This window comes from Conexibacter arvalis (genome assembly GCF_014199525.1).
Taxonomy (GTDB): Bacteria; Actinomycetota; Thermoleophilia; order Solirubrobacterales; family Solirubrobacteraceae; genus Conexibacter; species Conexibacter arvalis.
In genome coordinates this window covers 149,544-171,769 of the sequence record NZ_JACHNU010000002.1, presented here as the reverse complement: position 1 = coordinate 171,769, position 22,226 = coordinate 149,544, and the positions used below count along the sequence as shown (strand labels likewise).

General features: G+C 78.0%; 18 protein-coding genes and 1 pseudogene. 3 read left to right on the top strand and 16 right to left on the bottom strand.

Going from position 1 to position 22,226, the window contains the following annotated elements; translation table 11 throughout:
* Window positions 1-40: 40 nt before the first annotated feature.
* From BDZ31_RS09340 to BDZ31_RS09280, 13 genes and pseudogenes are all read right to left on the bottom strand, one after another.
* Window positions 41-1,006, bottom strand: a complete 966-nt coding sequence (locus BDZ31_RS09340; protein WP_183341384.1) for a TIGR03557 family F420-dependent LLM class oxidoreductase — start codon at window positions 1,004-1,006, stop codon at window positions 41-43.
* A 29-nt stretch (window positions 1,007-1,035) separates the two neighbouring features.
* Window positions 1,036-1,986: a carbon-nitrogen hydrolase gene (locus tag BDZ31_RS09335; protein WP_183341382.1), complete on the bottom strand. Its 951-nt coding sequence runs from the start codon at window positions 1,984-1,986 to the stop codon at window positions 1,036-1,038.
* 156 nt (window positions 1,987-2,142) lie between these two features.
* Window positions 2,143-3,153, bottom strand: a complete 1,011-nt coding sequence (locus tag BDZ31_RS09330) for a substrate-binding domain-containing protein (protein ID WP_183341380.1) — start codon at window positions 3,151-3,153, stop codon at window positions 2,143-2,145.
* 125 nt (window positions 3,154-3,278) lie between these two features.
* Entirely contained in the window at window positions 3,279-4,283 is a 1,005-nt protein-coding gene (locus BDZ31_RS09325) for an NAD-dependent epimerase/dehydratase family protein (RefSeq protein ID WP_183341378.1), read from the bottom strand.
* A 5-nt stretch (window positions 4,284-4,288) separates the two neighbouring features.
* Window positions 4,289-5,647: a glycosyltransferase family 9 protein gene (locus BDZ31_RS25940; protein WP_221242966.1), complete on the bottom strand. Its 1,359-nt coding sequence runs from the start codon at window positions 5,645-5,647 to the stop codon at window positions 4,289-4,291.
* Window positions 5,644-6,372 (bottom strand): SDR family oxidoreductase, encoded by a 729-nt coding sequence (locus tag BDZ31_RS09315; protein WP_183342422.1) that lies wholly within the window; start codon window positions 6,370-6,372, stop codon window positions 5,644-5,646. The genes BDZ31_RS25940 and BDZ31_RS09315 overlap by 4 nt, the downstream gene beginning before the upstream one ends.
* Window position 6,373: 1 nt before the next feature.
* Window positions 6,374-8,188 (bottom strand): adenylyltransferase/cytidyltransferase family protein, encoded by a 1,815-nt coding sequence (locus BDZ31_RS09310; RefSeq protein ID WP_183341376.1) that lies wholly within the window; start codon window positions 8,186-8,188, stop codon window positions 6,374-6,376.
* 52 nt (window positions 8,189-8,240) lie between these two features.
* Window positions 8,241-8,903 carry a D-sedoheptulose-7-phosphate isomerase gene (locus BDZ31_RS26205; RefSeq protein ID WP_183342420.1) on the bottom strand — a complete coding sequence of 221 codons (663 nt, stop codon included), beginning with the start codon at window positions 8,901-8,903 and terminating at the stop codon, window positions 8,241-8,243.
* A 54-nt stretch (window positions 8,904-8,957) separates the two neighbouring features.
* Window positions 8,958-10,148: pseudogene (locus tag BDZ31_RS26200) on the bottom strand (glycosyltransferase); the annotation flags it as partial.
* Complete coding sequence (locus BDZ31_RS09295; RefSeq protein ID WP_183341374.1) at window positions 10,145-11,086, bottom strand: glycosyltransferase; 942 nt, start codon at window positions 11,084-11,086, stop codon at window positions 10,145-10,147. The pseudogene BDZ31_RS26200 and the gene BDZ31_RS09295, both read right to left, overlap by 4 nt.
* Window positions 11,083-12,396 (bottom strand): glycosyltransferase family 9 protein, encoded by a 1,314-nt coding sequence (locus BDZ31_RS09290; protein ID WP_183341372.1) that lies wholly within the window; start codon window positions 12,394-12,396, stop codon window positions 11,083-11,085. Before BDZ31_RS09290 ends, BDZ31_RS09295 begins: the two co-directional genes overlap by 4 nt.
* Window positions 12,393-14,066 carry an HAD-IIIA family hydrolase gene (locus BDZ31_RS09285; RefSeq protein WP_221242963.1) on the bottom strand — a complete coding sequence of 558 codons (1,674 nt, stop codon included), beginning with the start codon at window positions 14,064-14,066 and terminating at the stop codon, window positions 12,393-12,395. The genes BDZ31_RS09290 and BDZ31_RS09285 overlap by 4 nt, the downstream gene beginning before the upstream one ends.
* A gap of 269 nt (window positions 14,067-14,335) precedes the next feature.
* A complete protein-coding gene (locus BDZ31_RS09280; protein ID WP_183341368.1) occupies window positions 14,336-16,000 on the bottom strand; it encodes a carbamoyltransferase family protein in 1,665 nt (554 codons plus the stop codon).
* A 146-nt stretch (window positions 16,001-16,146) separates the two neighbouring features.
* Here BDZ31_RS09280 and BDZ31_RS09275 point away from each other — a divergent pair, with 146 nt between their 5' ends.
* On the top strand, window positions 16,147-17,037 hold the full coding sequence (locus tag BDZ31_RS09275) for a glycosyltransferase family 2 protein (protein WP_183341366.1): 891 nt from the start codon (window positions 16,147-16,149) through the stop codon (window positions 17,035-17,037).
* Window positions 17,038-17,133: 96 nt separating this feature from the next.
* Here BDZ31_RS09275 and BDZ31_RS09270 read toward each other — a convergent pair whose 3' ends face one another.
* Window positions 17,134-18,282: a carboxylate-amine ligase gene (locus BDZ31_RS09270; RefSeq protein WP_183341365.1), complete on the bottom strand. Its 1,149-nt coding sequence runs from the start codon at window positions 18,280-18,282 to the stop codon at window positions 17,134-17,136.
* Between the two features lie 136 nt (window positions 18,283-18,418).
* Between BDZ31_RS09270 and BDZ31_RS09265 the strand changes: the two genes are divergently transcribed.
* On the top strand, window positions 18,419-18,787 hold the full coding sequence (locus BDZ31_RS09265; protein ID WP_183341362.1) for an STAS domain-containing protein: 369 nt from the start codon (window positions 18,419-18,421) through the stop codon (window positions 18,785-18,787).
* Window positions 18,788-18,840: 53 nt separating this feature from the next.
* On the opposite strand, the gene BDZ31_RS09260 is transcribed toward BDZ31_RS09265, so the two are convergent.
* Window positions 18,841-19,794, bottom strand: a complete 954-nt coding sequence (locus BDZ31_RS09260; protein WP_183341360.1) for a Crp/Fnr family transcriptional regulator — start codon at window positions 19,792-19,794, stop codon at window positions 18,841-18,843.
* Between the two features lie 158 nt (window positions 19,795-19,952).
* On the opposite strand from BDZ31_RS09260, the gene BDZ31_RS09255 reads away from it, so the two are divergent.
* Complete coding sequence (locus BDZ31_RS09255) at window positions 19,953-21,086, top strand: HemK2/MTQ2 family protein methyltransferase (protein ID WP_183341358.1); 1,134 nt, start codon at window positions 19,953-19,955, stop codon at window positions 21,084-21,086.
* 7 nt (window positions 21,087-21,093) lie between these two features.
* Here BDZ31_RS09255 and BDZ31_RS09250 read toward each other — a convergent pair whose 3' ends face one another.
* Complete coding sequence (locus BDZ31_RS09250; protein WP_183341356.1) at window positions 21,094-22,131, bottom strand: iron-containing redox enzyme family protein; 1,038 nt, start codon at window positions 22,129-22,131, stop codon at window positions 21,094-21,096.
* Window positions 22,132-22,226: the final 95 nt, after the last annotated feature.

Below are 22,226 nucleotides of genomic sequence, written 5' to 3'. Positions count from 1 at the left end.
CCAGATGGGGCCGCGAAAACGGCCTGGCGCCAGAGCCGCCTCAGAGCTCGCGCAGCGCCGGCAGCAGCTCGCGCTCGGCCCAGGCGACGAAGCGCTCCTGCTGGTCGCCGCCGATCTGCACGAAGGCGATCTCGTCGAAGCCGGCGTCGAGGTAGGGCTTGACGGCCTCGACATGGGCCTCGACGTCGGGGCCGCAGGCGATCTGCTCGGCGACGTCGTCCGGGGTCACGAATCTCGTCGCCGCGTCGAAGGCGGCCGGGGTCGGCAGGTCGGCGTTGACCAGCCAGCCGAGCCCGAACCAGCGGAACTGCTCGTGGGCCCGTCTGACCGCGGCGTCGCGATCGGCGTCCCAGCAGACCGCCACCTGGCCGACGCGCGGCTTGCCCTCGCCGCCGGCGGCGTCGAATCGCTCGCCCAGCTCCGGCTTCGGCTCGGTCGCGATCATCAGGTCGGCGTGCCTGCCGGCCAGCCGGCACGACTCGGGGCCCGAGACGGCGATGCCGATCGGCGGCCGGACGTCGTGGCGGTCGTGGAGGACGGCCTGCTCGACGTCGTAGTGGCGGCCGCGGTGGTTGACGGTCTCGCCGTCGAGCAGCGCGCCGATGATCGCGACCGCCTCGGCGAGCAGCTCGTGGCGCACGCCGACCGCCGGCCAGCGCCTGCCGACGACGTGCTCGTTGAGGTTCTCGCCGGCGCCGAGGCCGAGCCGGAAGCGGCCGCCGGAGAGGATCTGCACCGTCGCCGCCTTCTGCGCGACGATCGCCGGGTGGTAGCGCAGCGTCGGGCAGGTGACGTAGGTCATCAGCGGGATCCGCTCGGTCGCCTGCGCCGCGGCGCCGAGGATCGACCACGCGTAGCCGGCGTGGCCCTGCTCGTCCAGCCACGGCGCCCAGTGGTCGCTGATGACCGAGAAGTCGAAGCCCGCCCGTTCGGCGAGCACGACGTCGCGCACCAGCTGGTCGGGCGGCGCCTGCTCGCACATCATCGTGTAGCCGAATCTCGTCATGGCCCGGCACCTACCCGGGCGATGGGCTCCTACTCGTCGGCGAGGCTGGCGTAGGCGTCCGGCCGGCGGGTTCTGAGGAAGGGGAAGAGGTCGAGCCAGTCGCGGCGCTGGTCGAGGTCGAGGTCGGCGACGAGCACCGCCGCCTCGTCGCGCGGCGCCTGCACGAGGATCCGCCCGTACGGGTCGGAGACGAACGAGCTGCCGTAGAAGGTCAGCGGGCCCTCCGCGCCGAAGCGGTTGACGGCGATCATGAAGGTGCCGTTGGCGATCCCGTTGCCGACCATCACCTGCTGCCACAGCGGCTGGGTGTCGAAGTCGGGGTGGTCGGGCTCGGAGCCGATCGCGGTCGGGTAGACGATCGCGTCGGCGCCCTCCAGCGCGTAGGCGCGCGCCAGCTCCGGGAACCACTGGTCCCAGCAGGTCGGGAAGCCGAAGCGGCCCTCGCCGATGCCGAGCACGGGGAACGGGCCCTTGCCGTCGGCGCCGCCGGCCGGGCCGGGCCGGAAGTATCTGTCCTCGTAGTAGCCGGCCGTGACGGGGATGTGGAGCTTGCGCGTGCGGCTGACGAGCTCGCCGTCGGGCGCGACGACGATCGCGGTGTTGTAGCCGAGGCCGTCGGGTCCGTCGGGGCTGTCGGCGCGCTCGAACAGCGAGGCGTGGACGTGGGCGCCGGTCTCCGCCGCCAGCTCGGCGGCGAAGGCATGCGTCGGGCCGCCGGCCAGCTCCTCCGGCTCGACCCCGAGCTTCGCGGGGCCGTCGGGGACGAAGGCGAAGTAGGGGGAGAGCGTCAGCTCCTGGAGGCAGACCAGCCGCGCGCCCTCGGCGGCGGCGATCCGGATCCCCTCGGCGAGCGCGGCGCGGTGCTCGGCCGGGTCCTCGTGCCAGCGCTGCTGGACGGCGCCGACCCGCAGCGGTCTGCGCGCGGGCTGCTCGACGCGGGCGAGCGACGTGGGCGGAGCGTAGGCGGTGAGCAGCTTCATGGCCTGAGCGTACCGCTGCGGAATCGATCCCGCAAGTGTGTTGGTCGAGTCTGGGCGGAGCATTGGCTCTTTGCTGGTGCTGAGCGATTGCAAACAGCCAATGCTCGCGGCGGCGGGGCTCGGTTGTTCGCGGGCGCTGAGCGGGCGCGGCGCCGGTCAGCGGGTCCCGGTCGAGGCGCGGACGACGAGGTCGACCGGCTGGCGCAGCGTCGCGGCGGCCGGTCGCTCGCCGGCGAGGATGGCGAGCAGCGACGTCGCGCAGCGGGCGCCGAACTCGCGCGGGCGGAGGTCGAGCGCCGTGACCGGCGGTCCGGCGAGCGCCATCGCGGCGCTGTCGACGCACGCGGCGACGAGCAGGTCGTCGCCGACCGTCAGCCCCGCGTCCGCGGCGGCCGCGATCGCGCCGAGCGCCGAGCCGTCGGGCGCGCAGACGATCGCGTCGGGGAGATCGGGGCTGCCGGCCGCGCCGCCGCGGGCGCCCAGCAGCTCCGCCGACACGGCGCGGACCTCATCGGCGGTGGCGCTGAAGGGGACGTCGCGGACGCGCGGGGGGACGCAGCGCTCATGGCACCACGCGTCGTAGGCGCTGCGCAGTGCCAGCGCCCACGCCGACCTCTCGTCGGGCGCGAGCAGCGCCGGTCGTCGCGCGCCGCGCGCGGCGAGGTGGTCGAGCAGCGCCCGCAGGCCGCGTTCGTGGTCGGCCTGGACGACCGCGGCCGGCGCCGGCTCGCCGGGCGCCACCTGCTCGCCGCTGACGACCGGCAGGCCGGAGCCGAGCAGCGCGCCGACGAGCGGGTCGCCGCGCAGCGGGTCGACGACGACGAAGCCGTCGACCTGGGCCGGGGCGGTCGCCTTGGGCGCCAGCAGCGTCACCGACAGCCCCTCCCGCTGCGCGCGCTCGACGACGCCGAACGCGAACTCCATGTAGTACGCGAGGCCGGTCGCGTGCGACGGCAGATGGAGGCCGATCGCGCCGATCCGGCCCCGGCGCAGGTGGCGCGCGACCGGGTTGGCGCGGTAGCCGAGCCGCGCCGCGACCGCCGCGACATGCGCGCGCGTCTCCTCCGACAGCCGCCCGCTGCCGCCGAGCGCCGCCGACGCGGTCGTGCGCGAGACGCCGGCGGCGCGGGCGACGTCGAGCAGGGTGACCGGTCTCGCTCTGGGCACGGGCGCGGACGATAACGGGCCGCCCGCGCCCGATCAGCCGCGCCGCCCGGCGCCCCTCGTCACCAGCGGATCGCTGTTGATCTGGGCACGGTATGCGTGCCCAGACCAGCGTTGATCGGCTTCGGTCAGCCGATCGGGCCGTCGTGCAGCGGCGGGGTCGGCAGGTCGGCCCGTTCGCGGATGCCGTCGAGCAGCTCGGTCAGGGCCTCGGTCGAGGAGAAGCGCGGGGTCCAGCCGAGCTCGCTGCGGGCGCGGCTCGCGTCGAGCAGCGGGACGGCGAGCGCGAGGTCGACCCAGCCGGCCGGCGTCGGCTGCAGCCGCATCCGCCACGACAGGTCGGCGGCGCTGCGCAGCAAGCCGGCGCGCATCGGCACCGGGCGGGCGCCGAGCGTCTCGCCGAGCACCTGCGGGTCGAGCACCGGGTCGGCCGCGAGATTGAAGGCGCCGCGGGCGTCGCCGACCAGCGCGCGGCGGTAGGCGTCGCCGACGTCGAGCGAGTGGACCGCCTGGAAGCGCAGCCGCGGCACGTCGGGCACGATCGGGATCAGCTCGCGGCGGACGGCCGCCGGCGGCAGCAGCGGGCCGATGAACAGCTTGCGGATCCCGGTCGCGGCGTCGCGCTTGAAGATCAGCCCGGGGCGCATCCGCACGACCCGCACCTGCGGCCGGTCGCGCTCGAAGGCGTCCAGCAGCCTCTCGACCGCCGCCTTGTGACGCGCGTAGAAGCTGCTGGAGATGCCGTCGGTCGGCCACGACTCGTCGACGCGGCGGTCCTTCGGGCCCGGCGAGTAGGCGCCGACCGACGAGGCGTAGACGAGTGCGCGGACGTCGCTGCGCGCGATCGCGTCGAGCAGCCGGCGGGAGCCTTCGACGTTGGTCGCGTGGAGCGTCGCCTCGTCGCGCGAGGGCTGGATCAGCCAGGCGAGGTGGACGACCGCGTCGACCCCGCGCAGCGGCTCGGTCAGGTCGTCGCGCGAGATGTCGGCGACGTGGAAGCGCACGCGCGGGTCGGGCAGCTCGGCCGGCCGCCGCGCGATCGCGACGATCTCCTCGACCGCCGTCTCGCCCGCGAGCGCGGCGAGCAGGCTCGTCCCGACGTTCCCCGTCGCGCCGGTGATCGCCATCCGCATGCCGTTCACCTCCCCGCGGCGCCGGGTCGCAAACCGGTCGCGGTCGGTGGCGGGACGGGAGGCGGCGGAGCGGCGGCCCGCGGCCGCGCCGTGACGCGCGGCTGGTTCGCGGGCGGCCGGACGGAAGGGAAGGCTGCGGCGGGCCGGAGCGGGAGATCGGCGAGCGCGGCGGCGACGGCGGCCGGCTCGATCGCGAGCAGGGCCGGGTCGGGGCGGTCGGCGTGGGGATCGCCGGCGCCCTCCGTGCGCTGCCACAGCGCGCGATGCCACGGGCGGTCGGCCGGCGGTCCCCAGCGCTCCGGCGAGACCGGTCCGAACAGCACGACCGACGGCGTGCGCGTCGCGGTCGCGAGGTGGGCGACGCCGGTGTCGCCGCAGACGAGCCGGCCGGCCGCCGCGACCAGCGCCGCGAGGCCCGTGAGGTCGACGTGGCCGGCGAGCACGGCCGTGGGCGGCAGGCCGGCGGCTGCCGCGATCCGCTCGGCGAGCGGCTGCTCGCTCGCGCTGCCGGTGAGGACGACGACGCGGCCCCGGGCGCGCTCGGCGCGGATCACCTCGACCCACCGCTCCGCCGGCCACCGCCGCGCCTCGCTCGCCGCGCCGGGGTGGACGACCGTCGCGTCGAGCCCGGCGAGCGCATGCGCCGGGCGCACCGGCAGCTCCAGCGCAGCCGGGTCGGCGTCGATCCCGTGCGCGCGCAGCAGCCGGCACCAGCGCTCACGCTCGTGCTCGACGGGCGCGGCGCCGGCTGCCGCCGCAGGCCCGCGCGCGGGCTCGCGGGGAGGCGCGCCGCCGGCCGCCGCATGCCTGGGCTCCGGCTCGCCGGGAGGCACGCCGCGCGCGCTCGCGGTTGCGGGCGCGCCGCCGGCTGCCGGCTTGCCGGGCGCGTCGGGCGCGTCGGGGGCGTCGTGGGCGTCGGGCGCGTCGGGCGGGAGGTCCCATGGCGGGCCGTCGGCGCATTCGGGGACGTCGGGATGGGCGAAGGCGAGCAGCCGCTCGGGCTTGGTCGCGAGCAGCAGCCGGTGGCTCTCGGGCCCGCTGCCGTGGAGGTTGACGGCCAGCGCGCCGTGCGGCAGCCGCGCGGCGGCCGCGGTCGGCGGCCGTCTGCCGCCGACCCACGGCGGCAGCGGCACCAGCTCGTCGATCGCGCGCTCGCCCGCAGCCGGTCTGCGCGCGGGGTCGGGGCCGATCAGCGCGATCAGCGACGCGAGCTGGGCCGGCGCCGCCAGCAGCCGCCGCCGGTCGGGGAAGGCGGCGGCGAGCGCGCGCAGCGCCGGCACCGCGCACAGCAGGTCGCCGAGTCCGAGCGCCCGTAGGACCAGCAGCCGCGGCCGAGGTCGGCCGGGCGCGGGGTCATCGCTCACGGCCACGAGCTCTCCTCGGAGACGGTCACGACCAGCTCGCGCAGCTCGACGCCGCGCGGGCGCGAGAGCGCGAAGGCGACTGCCTCGGCGACCTCACGCGGATCGAGCAGCGGCGCGTCGGGCGGCGGCTGGTACTGCGGGGCGCGGCCGTCGAAGAAGTGCGTCCGCATGCCGCCGGGGACGAGCAGCGTGACGCCGACGCTGCCGGCGGTCTCGAGCGCCAGCGCGCGGGTGAAGCCGACGATGCCGAACTTGCTGGCGCAGTACGCGGTCGCGTCGCCGAGGACGCGCAGCCCGAGCGTCGAGGCGACCGTCACGACGCGCCCGTTGTCGGCTCGCGTCAGCGCCGGCAGCGCCGCCCGCACGACCGCGGCGGTGCCGAGCAGGTTGACCGCGACGACACGGTCCCACTGCTCGCCCGGCGTGCCGAGCAGTGGGCCGCAGGCGTCGGTGCCGGCCGCGGTCACGACGCCGTCGAGGCCGCCGTGGCGGTCGATCGCGCGCGCGACGGCCGCCTCCGCGGCGCGCGTGTCGGCGAGGTCGACCTGCTCGTGGTCGAGATCGCCGGCGGGCCGGTCGCGGTCGAGCACGATCGCCGTGCCGCCGCGCGCCGCGACGGTCGCCGCGATCGCGGCCCCGAGGCCGGAGGCGCCGCCGGTGACGAGCACGCGCCCGAGCGCGGCGCCGGGCCCGGCGCTCGCGGCCCGGGCGGTGGTCCGGTCCAGCTCAGCTTGCTGCACGATGCGCTGCCTCCTCGATCAGTCGGGTGGTCGAATGGCCGGCGTGGTGGGGCAGCAGCACGACGCGGCCGCCCCAGCGCTCCAGCACCTCCTGCTCCGGCATCGGCGCGCCGGCGTAGTCGCCGCCCTTCGCCCACAGGTCCGGTCGCAGCCGCTCCAGCAGCTCGCACGGCGTGTCCTCGGAGAAGGCGACGACCGCGTCGACGCACGCGAGCGCCGCCAGCACCCCGGCGCGCTCCGCGGCCGGGACGAGCGGCCGGCTCGGCCCCTTCAGCCGCCGCACCGACGCGTCGTCGTTGAGGCAGACGACGAGCAGGTCGCCGAGCTGCCGCGCCGCCTGCAGCGTGCTGACGTGGCCGGCGTGGAGCAGGTCGAAGCAGCCGCCCGTGGCGACGATCGTGCCGCCCCCTGCGCGCGCATGCGCGATCAGCGCCCGCGCTTCCGCCTCGTCGGCAGCGGAGCCCGCGGGTGCAGGCGCGGCGCGGCCGGCGCTCGGGGTGCTGCGGCCGGCGGCGGCGCGGTCGTCGACGACGCGGCCGGCGGCCGGGACGCTGCCGCTGGCGCGCATGCGGGTGTCTCCGGCGGTGGGGACGGCGGGGCGGGGGAGGCGCGCGCCCGCGCCGTCGTGCGCGGTGCGCCGCGCGAAGCCGGCGGCGCCGCCGGCCGCGACGAAGCGCGAGGCGGCCTCGGTCGCCGCATGCGCCGCTGCGATCGGCGCCGCGCCGTCGGCGAGCAGGCCGGCGGCGGTCGCCGCGAAGCGGTCGCCGGCGCCGCACGGGTCACCCCCGTCGGCCGGCGTGGCCGGGAAGGCGATCGGGATGGGGCCGCCGGCGTCGAGCAGCGCGCCACGTGCGCCGAGCGTGACCGCGACCGCCTCGGCCTCCCAGCGCGCACGCAGGATCGCGGCATGCGCCGCGGCGGCCGCGAGCGGGTCGCGCGGGGGCGGCGTGGCGAGCGGGTCGCGCGGAGGCGGCGTGGCGAGTGGGTCGCGCGGGGGCGGCGTGACGAGCGGGTCACGCGGGGGCGGCGTGGCGAGCGGGTCGCGCGGGGGCGGCGTGGCGAGCGGGTCGCGCGGGGGCGGCGTGGCGAGCGGGTCGCGCGGGGGCGGCGTGACGAGCGGGTCGCGCGCGGCGGTTGCGCCGCGTCCGACGGCTCCAACCCCGCCAACGTCCGCGAACCGGGCCGCCTCGGCCGCGTTGGGCGTCGCGAGCGTCACGCCGGCCGGTGGCGCCACTCCGCGCGGATGCGGGTCCCAGACGACCGGCGGGCCGCCGCCCAGCAGCTCCCGCACCCCGTCGGCCGCCGCGACGCCGCGGCCGTAGTCGGAGACGAGGACGGCGTCGGCCCAGCCGATCGCCGCCCGTGCCGCCGCGGTCAGCGGGCCGACGCGGCCGCCGTCGCCGCGGTCGAGCCGCAGCAGCGGATGGCCGCCGCAGGCGAAGCGGATCTTCTCCGGCGTCGTGCCGGCGAGGCCGAGGTCGACGAGCTCGACGCCCGCCGTCGCCAGGAGCGCGGCGAGCAGCCGGCCGCCGTCGTCGTCGGCGAGCGCGGTCACGAGCGTCACGTCGCGGCCGTCGGCGGCCGCCAGCGCCGCGGCCAGCCCGGCGCCGCCCGGCCGCGCGACGGCGCAGCGCTCGTCGAGCACCGGGACCGGCGCGTCGGGCGCGACCCGCTCGACGGCGCCGTCGACGTCGCGGTCGAGCAGCAGGTCGCCGATCACGACCAGCGCGCCGCGCCCGCTCGTCGGCGCGCCCGCGTCGCTCGTGGCGTAGGGGTGCCGGAGGTCGCCGCGCCCGCTCATCCCGCGCCTCCGCGGCTTGCGGCGTAGGGGTGCCGGAGGTCGCCGCGCCCGCTCATCGGCGGACCTCCTGCTCCTGGCGCCGCGCAAAGCCGCGGCCGTGGGCTCGCCGTCCTCCGCGGACGCCGCGGGCCGGCTCCTTGCGCGCCGGGTCGCGCAACGCCAGCTCGCGGTCGACGGCGCCGCAGAGGATGTGCAGCGCGACGAGGTGCAGCTCCTGGGTCGTCGAGGTCTCGGCGCCGCCGAGCCGCAGCGCCTCGTCGCAGACGTCGGCGAGCGGGCTCGCGCCGGCGCCGGTCAGCGCCCAGCAGGTCATGCCGATCTCGCGCGCCGCCTCGGCGGCGCGGATCACGTTCGGGCTGCGGCCCGAGGTGCTGAGCGCGAGCAGCACGTCGCCGGGCCGGCCGTGCGCGCGCACCTGCCGCGCGAACACCTCCTCGACGCCGTAGTCGTTGCCGATCGCGGTCAGGCTCGACGTGTCGGCGTGGAGGCAGATCGCGCTCAGCGGCGCGCGCTCCATCAGGAAGCGGCCGACCAGCTCGGCCGTCAGGTGCTGCGCCTGCGCGGCGCTGCCGCCGTTGCCGACCGCCAGCAGCCGCCGCCCGCCGGCGAGCTGCTCGGCGAGCCGCTCGCCCCACGACTCGAGCGTGTCGATCTCGTCCTTCAGCAGCTCGAGCGCGTCGAGCAGCGCGGCGTGGTGCTCCCGGCCGCTCGGCACCCGCCGGCGAGCGGCGCCGCGCCGCGGCGCCGGCCGCGCGGGACGCTCGCGTGCGGCGCGCCGCTCGGCGACGCCGGCGTAGACCTCGAGCGTCGCGGCGGCGATCCGCGGCCAGCCGTACCGTCTGCGCGCCCGCTGCACGCCGGCCGCGCCGTACGCCTGGCGCCGCGCCTCGTCGTCGAGCAGCGCCCGCAGCGTCTCGGCCAGCCGCTCGGGGTCGCGCGGCGGCACGTGGACGCCGGTGACGCCGTCGACGACCGTGTCGACCATCCCGCCGACGGCGGCCGCGACGACCGGCGCGCCGCAGGCCATCGCCTCCAGCGGCACGATCCCGAACGGCTCGTACCAGGGCACGCAGACGACCGCGTCGGCGGAGCGCAGCAGCGCCGCGACGTCGCCGCGGCCGATCCTGCCGCGCAGCGTCACGCGCTCCTCGACGCCGACCGCGCGCGCCAGCCGCGTCAGCCGCTGCGCCTCGGGGTCGTCGCCGAGCCGCTCGCGCGGCGGCCCGCCGGCGATCACCAGCTCGGCGCCGGGGACGCTCGCGAGCCCGGAGATCGCGTTGCCGACGCCCTTGCGCTCGACCAGCCGGCCGATCGAGACCAGCCGCTTGAACCCCGGCCGGCGGCGGCTGCGCCGGCCGTCGGGCGTGAAGGCGTCGAGGTCGACGCCGCACGGGATCACCGCGACGCGGCTGCGCGTGGCGCCGAGTCGCAGCAGCTCGAAGACCTCGTCGCTGCAGGTCGCGATCACGTGGTCGGCGCGGCGCAGGATCTCGCGCTCCAGCTCGACCCGCTCGACCGGGCTCGTGTCCTTCTCTCCCTGGTAGCGCCGCTTGACGACGCCAAGCGCGTGGAAGGTCTGCACGACCGGGATCCCCAGCTCACGCGCGGCGTCGAGCGCGGCGAGGCCCGACATCCAGAAGTGGGCGTGGACGACGTCCGGCCGCTCGTGCCGCCACTGCTCGACGAGCTCCTCGGCGAAGCTGCCCATGTACGGCAGCAGCTCGTCCTTGGGCAGCTCCAGCGGCGGCCCGGCGGAGACGTGGTCGACCTCGACGCCCGGCGCCAGCGCGACCCGCCGTGGCAGCCCGGGCGCGTCGCGACGCGTGTGGACGACCACCTCGGCGCCCTGGCGGGCGAGCTCGGTCGCGAGCGCAGCGACGTGGACGTTCTGGCCGCCCGCGTCGACCCCGCCCAGGGTGGCGAGCGGGCTCGCGTGCTCGGACACCATCGCGACCTTCATGGCGAGGTCACCTCCTCCAGCAGTCGGTTCCAGTCGTCCAGGAAGCGCTCCAGCCCGAACCGCTCCAGCGCCGCGGCGCGCGCGGCGCGGCCGGCCTCGCGGGCGCGGTCGGGCTCCTCGACGAAGCCGCGGACCGCGTCGGCGAGCCGGTCGACGCGCGTCGAGACGACCCCGGCCGCGGGCGGGACGGCGTCGGGCGCCTCGGTCGTCGCCAGCGCGACGACCGGCATCCCCAGTTGCATCGCCTCGATCAGCGAGAGGCCGAGCGAGGTCCAGCGGATCGGGTGGAGGTAGACGCGGCGGCGCGCCATCTCGTCGTGGAGCCGCGCCTGCGGCACGTCCTCGATCCCGCCCAGCGACGCCGCGTCCATCCCGAACAGGTCGATCGGCGCGGCCCGCGCGAAGCGGTCGAGCAGGTCGGTGCCGGTGACGCGCTGCCGCCGCGCCGCCTCGTTGATGACGACCGCGGCCCGCGGCAGCTCGCCGCTGTAGCGCTCGCCGGGGTCGACGATCCCGTGCTCGATCACGCGCGTCGGCGTGCTGCCGGCGTCCCAGAACAGATCGTTGAAGTGGGTGACGTGGACGAGCGTCAGGTCGGGCCGGTCGGCGGCCGGGTGGCGCATCTCGGCGATGCGGCCCTGGGGCGCGTTGTGCTCGAGGTAGATCGCGGGCAGGTCGCGGCCGGGCCGGCGGCCGCCGAGCCACTCCGGCGCGAGCCGCTCCAGCTCGTGCGGGCGCTGGAGGATCACGACGTCGACGTCGGTCTCGGCCGCCTCCTCCGGCGTCACCTCGACGGCGTTCGCCGGCCACTCCCACGTTTGCGCGCGGCCGCGGCCGTCCGGTCCGCGGTCGGGCACGACCGGGAGGAGCGTCGTGTGCCGTCCGTGGACGAACGCGGTCGTCCACGAGCCGTGCACGTGCCAGAGCAGGACGTTCATGCGGTCGCTCCCCTCTGGCGGGTGGAGCCGTTGCCGCGGCGGGCGGTGCGGGCGGGGCGGCCGTGGCGGTCGGGGCGCGACGGCGGGCGCGGCGCGGGCGGCTCCGGCGCCGGCAGCGGGGGCCGGTGCGGGCGCTCGGCGGCGGCCATCGCGTCGACCGCGTCGAGGACGGTCGCGAGCGGCAGCCGGTCGATGCACGGATGGCCCGGCACCGGGCAGTCGCGCGCGCGGCAGCCCGCACACGGGACCGGCTCGTGCAGGATGACGTGCGGGACCATCCACGGCCGCCAGCGGACGGCCGGCACGGTCGGCGCGTAGAGCGAGACGACCGGCGTCCCGACCGCCGCCGCGAGATGGGCCGGCCCCGTGTTGCCGACGACGATCGCCTCGGCCCCCGCGATCACCTCGGCGAGCCCCGCGAGGTCGGTCGCGCCGCCGAGGTCGACGGCGCGGACGGGCGCGGCGGCCGCGACGCGCGCGGTCAGCTCGCGCTCGTCCGGGGAGCCGGTGACGACGACGGCGCGGCCGCGCTCCGTCAGCGCCGCGACCAGCTGCTCGTGCCGTTCGGGCGCCCACGCGCGGGCGCTGACCGAGGCGCCGGGGTGGACGACGACGTACGGCTGGGGAGGGAGGGCGGGCGGGAGGGCGGTGCCCGCTGAGCGTCGCAGGATCCGCAGCGCGCCGTCGTCGCCGGGTGGGAGCGGGTGGCCGGCGGCTGCGGCGAGGCCGAGGGCGCGCTCGACCTCGTGGACGTCGTCGGAGATGCGGTGGCGGACGTCGAGCAGCGAGCCGGGGTAGTCGACGCTGGTCGCGGCGATCCGCGGGACGCCGGCGAGCCGCAGCAGCAGCGCCAGCGGCAGCGGGCTCTGATGGAAGGAGGTGAAGATCACCGCCTCGTCGACCGGCCGCGCGGCGACCTCGCGCACCAGTCGGTGGCTGTGGGCCGGGTCGAACGGCTCCGGCTCGGGATCGATCCACTCGGCGCGGTGGAGCAGCAGCTCGTCGACGCACGGCAGCAGCTCCGCGGCGGCCTGGCCGCGCGGCCCGCAGAGGAGCGTGACCCGTCCCGCGTTCGCGGCGACCGCCCGGATCGCCGGTCCGGCGAGCAGCACGTCGCCGTCGTTGTCGAGCCGGGCGACGAGCACGTGCGGTCGTTGCGGCCGGTCGGCCGTCCGCCCCCCGATCGGCCGCGGCCGCGCCGTGTCGGCCGGATCGGCCACGGTGCGCGGCGGGGCGGGACCGGTCGCGGTGGGCGTCGCTGCGGGGGCGGGCGCGGCGTGGCGGCGGTCGCGGTCGGGGCGGGCCGTCATGTGACCGCCTCCCCGTCGAGCACCAGCCGGACGGCACTCAGCAGGTCCGGGGCGACCTCCACGGCGGCGTCGACCTCGGCCGGCAGGGTCGCCCGCGTCGGCACGAGCACCCCGCGCGCGCCGGCGGCGCGGGCGGCGGCGACGTCGGCGCCGATGTCGCCGATCACGACGCACCGCTCCGGCGCGACGCCGAGCGCCGCCGCGGCCGCCAGCACGAGGCCGGGCGCCGGCTTGCGGCAGTCGCAGCCGTCGGCCGGGACGTGCGGGCAGACGAGCCACGGCCCGACGTCGCCGAGCAGCTCCTCGACGCGAGCGTTGACCGCCTCGACCTGCGCGGGGGTGAGAAGCCCGCGCGCGATCCCGGACTGGTTCGACACGACCGCCGTCGGGACGCCGGCCGCGCGCAGCGCCGCGAGCGCGTCGAGCGCGCCGGGCATCGGCCTCACCCGCAGCGGATCGCCGTTGTACGGCACGTCCTCGACGAGGGTCCCGTCGCGGTCGAACAGCACCGCCGCCGGCCGCCCGCCGCCGCCTGGCGCTCGGCCACGAGGGTCGAGCGCCGGCCCGCCGCCGCGCATCGCCGCCGCCGGCCGCCCGCCGCCGTCTGGCGCTCGGCCACGAGGGTCGAGCGCCGGCCCGCCGCCGCGCATCGCCGCCGCCGGCCGCCCGCCGCCGTCTGGCGCTCGGCCGCGAGGGTCGAGCGCCGGCCCGCCGCCGCGCATCGCCGCGGCCGGCGGAGCATTGGCTGTTTGCACGTGAAGAGCACGTGCAAACAGCCGATGGCCGCCGCCGTGCCAGGCATCTCTGTCGTACGGGGCGGCCGCGCGCCAGCGCCACTCGCCGGCGAGCCGGTGCGCGACGGCGGCGAAGGGCAGGGCGATCGAGGTCGCCGCCATCACCGCGACCTCGGCCGGCGTCCGCGGCCCCGGCGCGATCCGCGCCCAGGCCAGCTCCGCCGTCCCGCCGACCCACCCCGCGCCAGCGATCAGCGCCGCGGCCCGCACGCGCCGCGAACCGTTGCGGCGCGGGGCTGTGAGCGCGAGGAGGAGGCCGGCGGTGGTGAGGCCCGCGGCGGCGGTCGCGGCGTGGCGGGGGAGGCGGCCGGCGGGAGCGGCGGCGCGGGTGCGCCAGTCGCGGCCGTGGAGGCGGCGCATCAGCGCGTCGTCGGCGTTGCCGGCCTGGCGACGGACGCTCGCCCAGAAGCCGGTCGGGCCGACCGGGTGGAGCGTCTCCCGCTCGCCCCGCTCGATCCGCCAGCCTGCACCGACGACCCGCAGGCCGAGGTCGGCGTCCTCGCGGTAGTTGCGGCGGAAGCGGTCGTCGAAGCCGCCGACCGCCGCGAGCGCGGCGCGCCGGTAGGCGAGGTCGGCGGTCGCCCAGCGCGCCGACGCGAGCCCGGCGACATTGCGCTCCCAGTCGGTCGGGCGCCGATCGGCCGGCAGCGGGACGCGGATCCGTCCCTGCACCCCGCCGACCTCCGCGCCGGCGCCGCGCAGGTCGTCGAGCAGCCGCTCGCCCCACCGCTCGCCGGGCACCACGTCGTCGTCGAGGAAGACGACCCATTCGGCCGCCGCCACCCGCCATCCGACGTTCCGCGCCGCCGCCGGCCCCCGGCCGCCGGAGGTGAGGACGGTCACCGAGAGCGACCCGGCGTCGCGCAAGCCGCCCACGTCCGCGCGGAGCGCCTCCCGCGCCGCGTCCCCCGTCGTTGCCGACCGGCCGCCGCCGGCGCCCGCCCCCGCGCCAGAGCGGAGCGCTGCCCCCGCCACCCCCGCCACCCCCGACCCGCCGCCCCCGCTTATCCCCGCCCGATCGTCCACGACCCGCACCCGCGCCGGCCGCTCGGCGGGCGGGAGGGCGTCGAGGGCGCGCAGCAGGCGGGAGAGCGACGGGCGTCCGACGGTGGGGATGACGACCTCGTAGGTGAGCGGCGGGCGCCTCATCGGGCGAGCGCCTCCACGGGGCGGGAACCGGCGAAGGCGCCGGCGCGGCGGACGACGAAGGGGCCGATCGCGAGCAGGTCGATCGGCGCGGAGCCGAAGCACTCGAGCGCGTCGCGGGGATCGTCGACGATCGGCCGTCCGGCGGTGTTGAGGCTCGTGTTGACGACGACGGGGACGCCGGTGCGCCGCTCGAAGCCGTCGAGCATCCGCGCCACGAGCGGTTCGGCCGCGCGCGCGACGGTCTGGATCCGCGCCGTCCCGTCGACGTGGACGACCGCCGGGATCCGCTCCCGCCACGCCTCGTCCACGACGTGCGTGAACAGCATGTGGGGACTCGGCAGCCGGCCGTCGAAGATGGCGCCGGCGCGCTCCTCCAGCACCATCGGCGCGACCGGCCGGAACTGCTCTCGGCCCTTCACGTCGTTGAGCCGCTCGACGTTCGCCGCCCGCCGCGGATCGGCGAGCAGCGAGCGGTGCCCGAGCGCGCGCGGCCCGAACTCGGCGCGCCCCTGGAACCAGGCGACGATCCCGTCGTCGGCGAGCGTCGCGGCGACCTCGTCGGCGACGTCGTCGGCGCGCGCGAACTCGACCCCGGCCGCGCGCAGCCAGCCGGCCAGCTCGTCGTCCTCCCAGCCGCGGCCGAGCGCCGCGGTCGCCATCGCCGCCGGCCGGTCGCCCAGCTCGCGCGCGACGTGCAGCGCGGCGCCGAGCGCGGTCCCGGCGTCGCCGGCGGCCGGCTGGACGAACAGCTCCGCGAACGGACCTTCGCGCCACAGCCGCGCGTTCGCGACGCAGTTGAGCGCGACGCCGCCGGCCATCGCGAGCCGGCGCTCGCCGGTCCGCTCGTGCAGCCAGCGCGCCAGCTCGAGCACGACCTCCTCGGTCGCCCGCTGGACCGAGGCGGCGAGATCGGCGTGGACCGCCTCCGGGGAATCCCTCGCCGCGACCGGCGGGGCGAACCGCTCCCACGCCGGCGGCGTCGCCGCGAAGCCGCCGTCCCCGGTCGCGTGGACGCATTCGCGCAGCGCGCCGAGGAAGCGCGGCTCGCCGTAGGCGGCGAGCGCCATCACCTTGTACTCGTCAGAGGCGCGCCGGAAGCCGAGATGCGACGTCAGCTCCTCGTAGACGAGCCCGAGCGAGTGCGGGAGCGCCTGTGCCGCCAACGGCTCCAGCCGCCCGTCGCGCACGCGACCGGCGAGGTGCGAGCCGCGCTCGCCGCGGCCGTCGAGCACGAGCGCGGCGCAGTCGCTCCAGCCGGCGGCGCCGTAGGCCGAGGCGGCATGCGCGAGGTGGTGCGGGACGTACGTGACGCACGCGGGATCGAGGCCGGGCAGCGCGGTCGCGAGGAAGCGGGGAGCGCGCCGCACGTAGAGCGTCCGCAGCCCCTCCCAGCGCAGGTCGAGCACCCCGTCGGTCGGCGGCGCGAGCGCCGGGTCGTAGGAGTAGGCGACGGCGTCGAGCTGGTCGGGGCGCAGACCGGCGGCCTCCAGGCACCAGCGCGCCGCCTGCTCGGGCAGCTCCCACGTCGAGAAGGCGACCGGCGCCTTCCCGTGCTTGCGGCGCGTGAAGCGCTCCTCCTCGGCGGCGGCGGCGATCTCGCCGTCGACCACGAGCGCTGCGGCGGGATCGTGGAAGACGGCGTTGACGCCCAGAACGCGCATACGGGCGACTCCTTCGTAAGGGGGCCACGAGCGCCGGCGGGGCGGCGCGAGCCGGACGTACCCCTGCGAGAAGTGGCTAAACGACAACGGACCGGGATCTGCGCTGCCTGGCGTCTCGAATCGCTTCGCGCGGGTACGGAGGCCGCATGGAGGCGAGGGGAGAGCCGCGGATCGGCGTCGCGCTCGCGACCCGCGACCGCCGCGAGCTCGTCCTGTCGACCGTGGCGCGGCTGCGCGCGCTGCCGGAGCGGCCGCCGATCGTCGTCGCCGACGACGGCTCGGTCGACGGTACCGCCGCCGCGCTGCGCGCCCGCGGGGACGCCGGCGTCGAGGTGATCGCGCTCCGCTCGAGCGTCGGCGCCGCCGCGCGGACCGAGGCGGTCGCGCGGCTGCGGACCCCGTACGTCGCGTTCAGCGACGACGACTCGTGGTGGGAGCCCGGCGCGCTGGCGCGGGCCGCCGCGCTGCTCGACCGTCATCCGCGCGTCGGGCTGATCGCCGCGGCGGTGCTCGTCGGTCCCGAGCGGCGGCTCGACCCGACCTGCGTCGCGATGGCGTCCGGTCCGCTCGCCGCCGCGGCCGGCCGGAACAGCGGCCCCGGCGTCCCGGTCACCGGCTTCGTCGCCTGCGGCGCGGTCGTGCGGCGCAGCGCCTTCGTCGCGGTCGGCGGCTTCCACCGCCGCTTCGAGGTCGGCGGCGAGGAGCAGCTGCTGGCGCTCGACCTGGCCGCCGCCGGCTGGGAGGTCCGCCACGTGCCCGAGATCGTCGCGCGCCACTGCCCGCCGGGCGGCGGCGCGCCGCGGCCGGCGCGGGTCGCGGCGACGCTCCGCAACGACCTCTGGACGATCTGGCTGCGCCGGCCGCCGCGGCGGCTCCCGGGCGCGACGGCGCGGCGGCTCTGGGCGGCCGGCCCCTGGCGGCGGACGACGGCGGCGGGCGCGATCGCCGCGCTCCGCGGCCTTCGCTGGGTCGCGCGCGAGCGCCGGGTCGTGCCCGCCGCGGTCGAGCGCGACCTGCGCGCCGTGGAGCGGGGGTGAGCGGACCGCCGGCCGCGCCGCGCGCGCCGCACCCCCGCCGCGCGCGCGTCGCGCACGTGCCCCGCCGCCCGTGCCGCGCGTGCGGTCCGGGGCCGCTCAGCCCCGCGCCGTCAGCGTCGCCAGCTCGCGCAGCAGCGCGCCCATGCCGCCGATCGCGTGGATCGAGCGCTGGCGCCCGGCGCCGCCGCCGCGCGCGACGAGCGCGGGGAGCGAGTCGAGCGCCGCGTCGCAGCCGAGCTCGCGCGCGTCGCCGGCGATCTCGCGCAGCACCTGCGCGAGCAGCGCGTCGAACGGCACGAGGCGGCCCTCGGCATCGGGCAGGCGGGCGCGCACGCCATAGCGGGCGGCGCGGAAGGTCCCCTCGTCGAGCAGCTCTGCGGGCGGGCTCGGCTCGCCGCGCCCACCCGCGCCGCGCGCCGGCTCGGCCTCCGCGAGGTGCCGCGCGAGGCAGTGGACGAGCGCGACGAGCGCGGCCAGGTCGTCGAGCGACGCCTGCGCGTCGAGCGCGCGGATCTCGACGGTCCCCAGCCGTGGATGGGGCCGCAGCTTCCACCAGAACCACGTGTAGTCGGGCACGTCGGCGGCCCGCACGAGCCGCGCGCTCAGCTCGGCGAAGTCGTCGAAGTCGCGCAGCGCGCGCGGCACGCCGGAGCGCGGCCATCCGCGCGTCGTGATCTCCCGCGCGGAGGCGAGCCCGGTGTCGCGCCCGTGCCGGTAGGGCGTGTTGGCACCGAGCGCCTGCAGCAGCGGCAGGTGCCGGCGCAGCCCGTTGAAGACGCGCACGGCCGTCTCGGGGTCGGGCATGCCGACGTGGACGTGGAGCCCGCCGACCGGCGTCGCGACGGCGTCTCCGAGCAGCTCGTGGATCCGCTCGTAGCGCGCCTTGTCGGTGATCTCGGCGGCGCCCTCCAACGCCGCCGGGTGGGTGCCGGCGCCAAGGATCCCCGCGCCGGTCCCGACGACGGCCCGGCGCAGCCCCCGCAGCGCGGTCGCCGCCTCGCCGGCGTCATGGCAGAGGTCGGTGATCAGCTCGACCTGGCAGGCGTGCAGCTCGCGCTCGACCGTTCCGCGGACGGCGCCGAGCCGCTCCAGCACGGCCGCGGAGGCGTTCGTCTGCGCGCCGTCGACGGGGTCGACGAGGAACAGCTCCTCCTCGACGCCGAGCGTGAACGGGGCCTCGCGGCCGAAGCGGTGCTCGCCCGCCCACGAGCCCTCGCCGCCGTCCGCATCGCCCGTGCCGTCCATGCGCGGAATCGTTCCCCGCGTCGCCGCGGAGACATGCGCGAGGCCTCCGATCCGCCGCATGTTGGAAACCAACATCCCCGTTGCCCCGGTCTCCGTCGGCGCGATACGGTCGATGAACCCGAGCCTGGAGGCTCTCATGCAGCATCTCGGTGACGCCGCCGCCGGCGGCCTCGCGATCGAGCCCACCATGGAGTACGGGCAGGCGGTCGTGCGTGTCACGGGCGAGCTCGATCTCGCAACCGTCGGCATCCTCGAACAGACGGTCCAAGATCTGCTCGCAAGCGGCTGCCCCGGCGTCGTGCTCGATCTGCGCGAGCTGGCGTTCATCGACTCGACCGGTCTGCGGATGCTGCTGCGACTCGACGACCTCGCGAGCGACTGCGGCCGCCGTTTCGGGATCGTGGAGGGCACCGGCCCCGTGCGCCGGCTGCTGCGGCTGACCGGGCTGGACGCCCGCTTCGCGGCCGACGCGAGAACCTCGGTCGGCGCGTCGCCGCAGAGATGACGCGACCGCGGATCGCCGCACGGGCGGCTGCTCTCGACCGCAGGCCGCCGCTGTCAGCCTGAAGCGCCGTCTCTGCTCGAAGGTGCCGAAGCTGACGCTGTGCGGGCGCGCATCCGCGCGTGGACGGCCAGCATCCGCTCGATCCGCGCCTCCAGCCGGTCGAGCGCGCCGGCGACCGGCAGGGCCTCGCGGGCGGGACGCGACGCGGGCGCCGTCGGCGCGGGGGCGTCGCGCTCCGGCGGCAGCGCCAGGTCCCCTTCGAGGAAGCGGACGCCGCCGCCGCGGCGGTCGGCGACCCCGACCTCGTCGCCGGAGGGGACGAGCAGCAGCCACGCACCGTCGTCGCGCCGCTGGACGAGCCCGTCGGCGGCGAGCTGTCTCAGCGCGAGCGTGACCGTCGACCGTCTGGCGCCGAGCATCTGCCCGAGCGTCTCGTGCGTCAGCCGCAGCGGCAGCACGACCCCTTGGCTGCCGATCCGGCCCCAGCGCTCGGCGAGGAACCACATCAGCGTCTCGATCCGGTCCTCGACGCGCGCCAGCCCCGAGATCGCGCATTGCGTCCCCTGGCGCGCCGACTGCGCCGCGATCCGCTCGAACAGCGCCGCGACCACCTCCGGCCAGCGCAGCACGCGCTCGACGAAGGCGTCGTCGACGGGGAGCGCGCGCCCGGGCTCGAGCACGACCCATGCGACGTCGATCGGCACGAGCCGGCCGCCGAGCGCGTCGGTGCCCGGCTCCAGCAGGTCGCCGCGGCCGAGCAGCTGGACGGTCGTCGTGTCGGCGAGCCGCACGTTGCGGCTGACGAGCCCGTCGAGCAGCAGGAGGCCGTGGAGCGAGGAGGCGTCACGGTCGAGCGCCGCCGGCGCGAGCGGTCCGCGCGGCAGCCGGACCGCGCGCGCCAGCAGGCGGACGCGGGCCTCGGCGCGGCGCTCGGGAGCCAGTCGCTCGGCGAGGTCGGGATCCTCGTCGAGCAGCCGCACGGCCTGCTCCTCGCGCGGAAGGCTCATGGTCGCTCGTCTACCCGCCGCGGGCTGCCGCGATCCGCGCTCGCGAGGGACGCGGCCGGCGCCGACTTGCTCGCCGCGCGCGCGGCGCCCGCGCCGCTCGCCCGCCGCGCCGGACCACGCCGCTTTTCGGTCTCACGGGTGCGGGGTAGCGCTCGCCCATGTCCTCGATCGCCTCTCGCCCCGGCGGGCGCGCCGCCGTGCGGATCGCGGCGCCGCCGGGCGTCTTTCGCCCGCGCAGCGACGCGCTGCTGCTCGCCGCAGCGATGCGCGAGCGCGGCCTCGCCCGCGGCGCGCGCGTGCTCGATCTCTTCACCGGCAGCGGCGTGCTCGCCGTCGTCGCGGGGCTGGAGGGGGCGAGCGCCGTCACCGCGGTCGACCTGTCGCGCCGCGCGGTCGTCGCGGCGCGGCTGAACGGCCGCCGCAACGGCGTGCGGCTGCGGGCGCTGCGCGGCGACCTGTTCGCGCCGGTCGCAGGCGAGCGCTTCGACCTGATCGTCGCCAACCCGCCGTACCTGCCGGGCGCCGACGAGCTGCCGCGCGGCGGCGCGGCGCGGGCGTGGGAGGGCGGCGCCGACGGGCGCCTGCTCGTCGACCGGCTGTGCGACGGCGTCCGCGGCCATCTCGCGCCGGGCGGGCGGCTGCTGCTCGTGCAGTCGTCCTTGACCGGCGAGGCGGAGACGCTCGACCGGCTCGCCTCCGCGGGCCTGCGTCCGCGCGTGCTGGCCCGCCGCCGGGGGCCGCTCGGCCCGCTTGCGCGCGCCCGCAGCGCCGCGCTGCGCGCCGCCGGTCGGCTCGCGCCGGACGCCGACGCGGAGGAGCTGCTCGTGATCGAGGCGGCGGCGCCTGGCGAAGCGGGAGCGCGCACGGCGCCGACGGGCGGCGCCGTCGAGCGCGACTCAGGCGACTGGTGGAGCGCGCGCCGCGTCGTCGGAGGCGCGACGGCGCCGCCCCTCGGCGCGAGCGCGTCCGGCGGCGAGACGTCCGGAGCGGTCGCGCGCTCGCCGGCCGACGGCGACGCGGCCGAGCCGCCGCTGCCGCCGCGTCCCGCCGCGCCCGCGCGGATCACGCCCTACCGCGACGGCCCCTACCTGCTGCGCGGCCCGTTCGAGCTGACCGACCAGGACGGCAGAACGATCGACTGCGGCCGGCAGACCGTCGCGCTCTGCCGCTGCGGCCGCTCCCAGATCCGCCCCTTCTGCGACGGGACCCACAAGCTGGTCGGGTTCAGAGCGGCCGGCGGAGCGGAGGGCGGCCCGCACGGCGACGAGCGCCGGGCGGGCGGCGAGGGCTGACGCCGCGTCACGCCGCCGGGCGCAGCGAGCTGGCGCCGGACTCCCAGGCGTCGAGCAGATGACGCGCCCAGCGGGCCTCGAGCGCCAGCAGCGCGCGGGCGCCGAGCAGCACGTCGGCGGCCAGCTCGGGCTCGCTCGCGGCCAGCCCGCCGGCGAGGTCCCACGCGGCAATGTTCTCGTGGACGGCGTCGGCGGCGACGTGCTCGTCGAAGAAGTCGGTCGCCTCCTCGCCGAATCCGAGCCGGCGCAGCGCGTTGCCGTAGCGGCGGTTGGGCAGCGAGGAGGTCATCTCGAACGCGGCGAGGTGGCCGACGATCGCGCCGCGCAGCCGCCGGTGCAGCCCGCACAGCGACATCAGGTTGACGGTCGCGAGCGTGACCGCCGGCAGCCGCTCGACGTAGGCGCCGTAGGTCGGGTCGAGCCCGACCGCCGCCATCGCCTTCGCGAACAGCGTCGCGTGGATGCGGTCGGCGGCGCCGCCGCCGTACTCGTCGGCCTGGACCTCGACGAGCGCCGCCTTCGGGCCGCCGGCCAGCCGCGGGATCGCCCACGAGTGGGGATCGGCCTCCTTCAACTGGTATCCGGAGCGGTGGATGAGGAACTCGCGCACCTGCTCGGAGCTCGCGCGCGCCTCGACCCAGCGCGACAGCGGAGGGCCGTCGTCGGCGGCGACCAGCTCCTGCAGCGCGGCGCCGATTCGGGCCGGTGCGACGGCATCGGGCGGCGCGGCGAGCGCGCGGACGGCCGCCTCGAACGGCCGTTCGAGCGCGGCGCGGAAGGCGAGCTGGCCGGGATCCCACTCCCAGTCGGGATCGACCCCGAGCAGCTCGCTGTAATGCAGCTCGTAGGAGAGGTAGAGCGCGAGCTGGAGGTCGTCGTCGGCGAGCGGGTCGTCGATCGCCGCGAGCGCGTCGGGCGCCGGCGCGGCCAGCGGCGCGCCCGGCTGGCGGCGCAGCGTCTCGATCAGCCGCTCGCTCAGCGGGCCGCGCGGCGTCGGGAGCGCGAACGCGCGCGGCCGGGGACGGAGCGTGACGGTCGGCACCATGGGCGGAAAGGTTCACGCGCGGCGCCCGCTTCAAACCACGGCGGTCCTGCGCGGCGCCGGCGCGGGCCTGCCGCGGCGCGCCGGCGCGGGTCGTG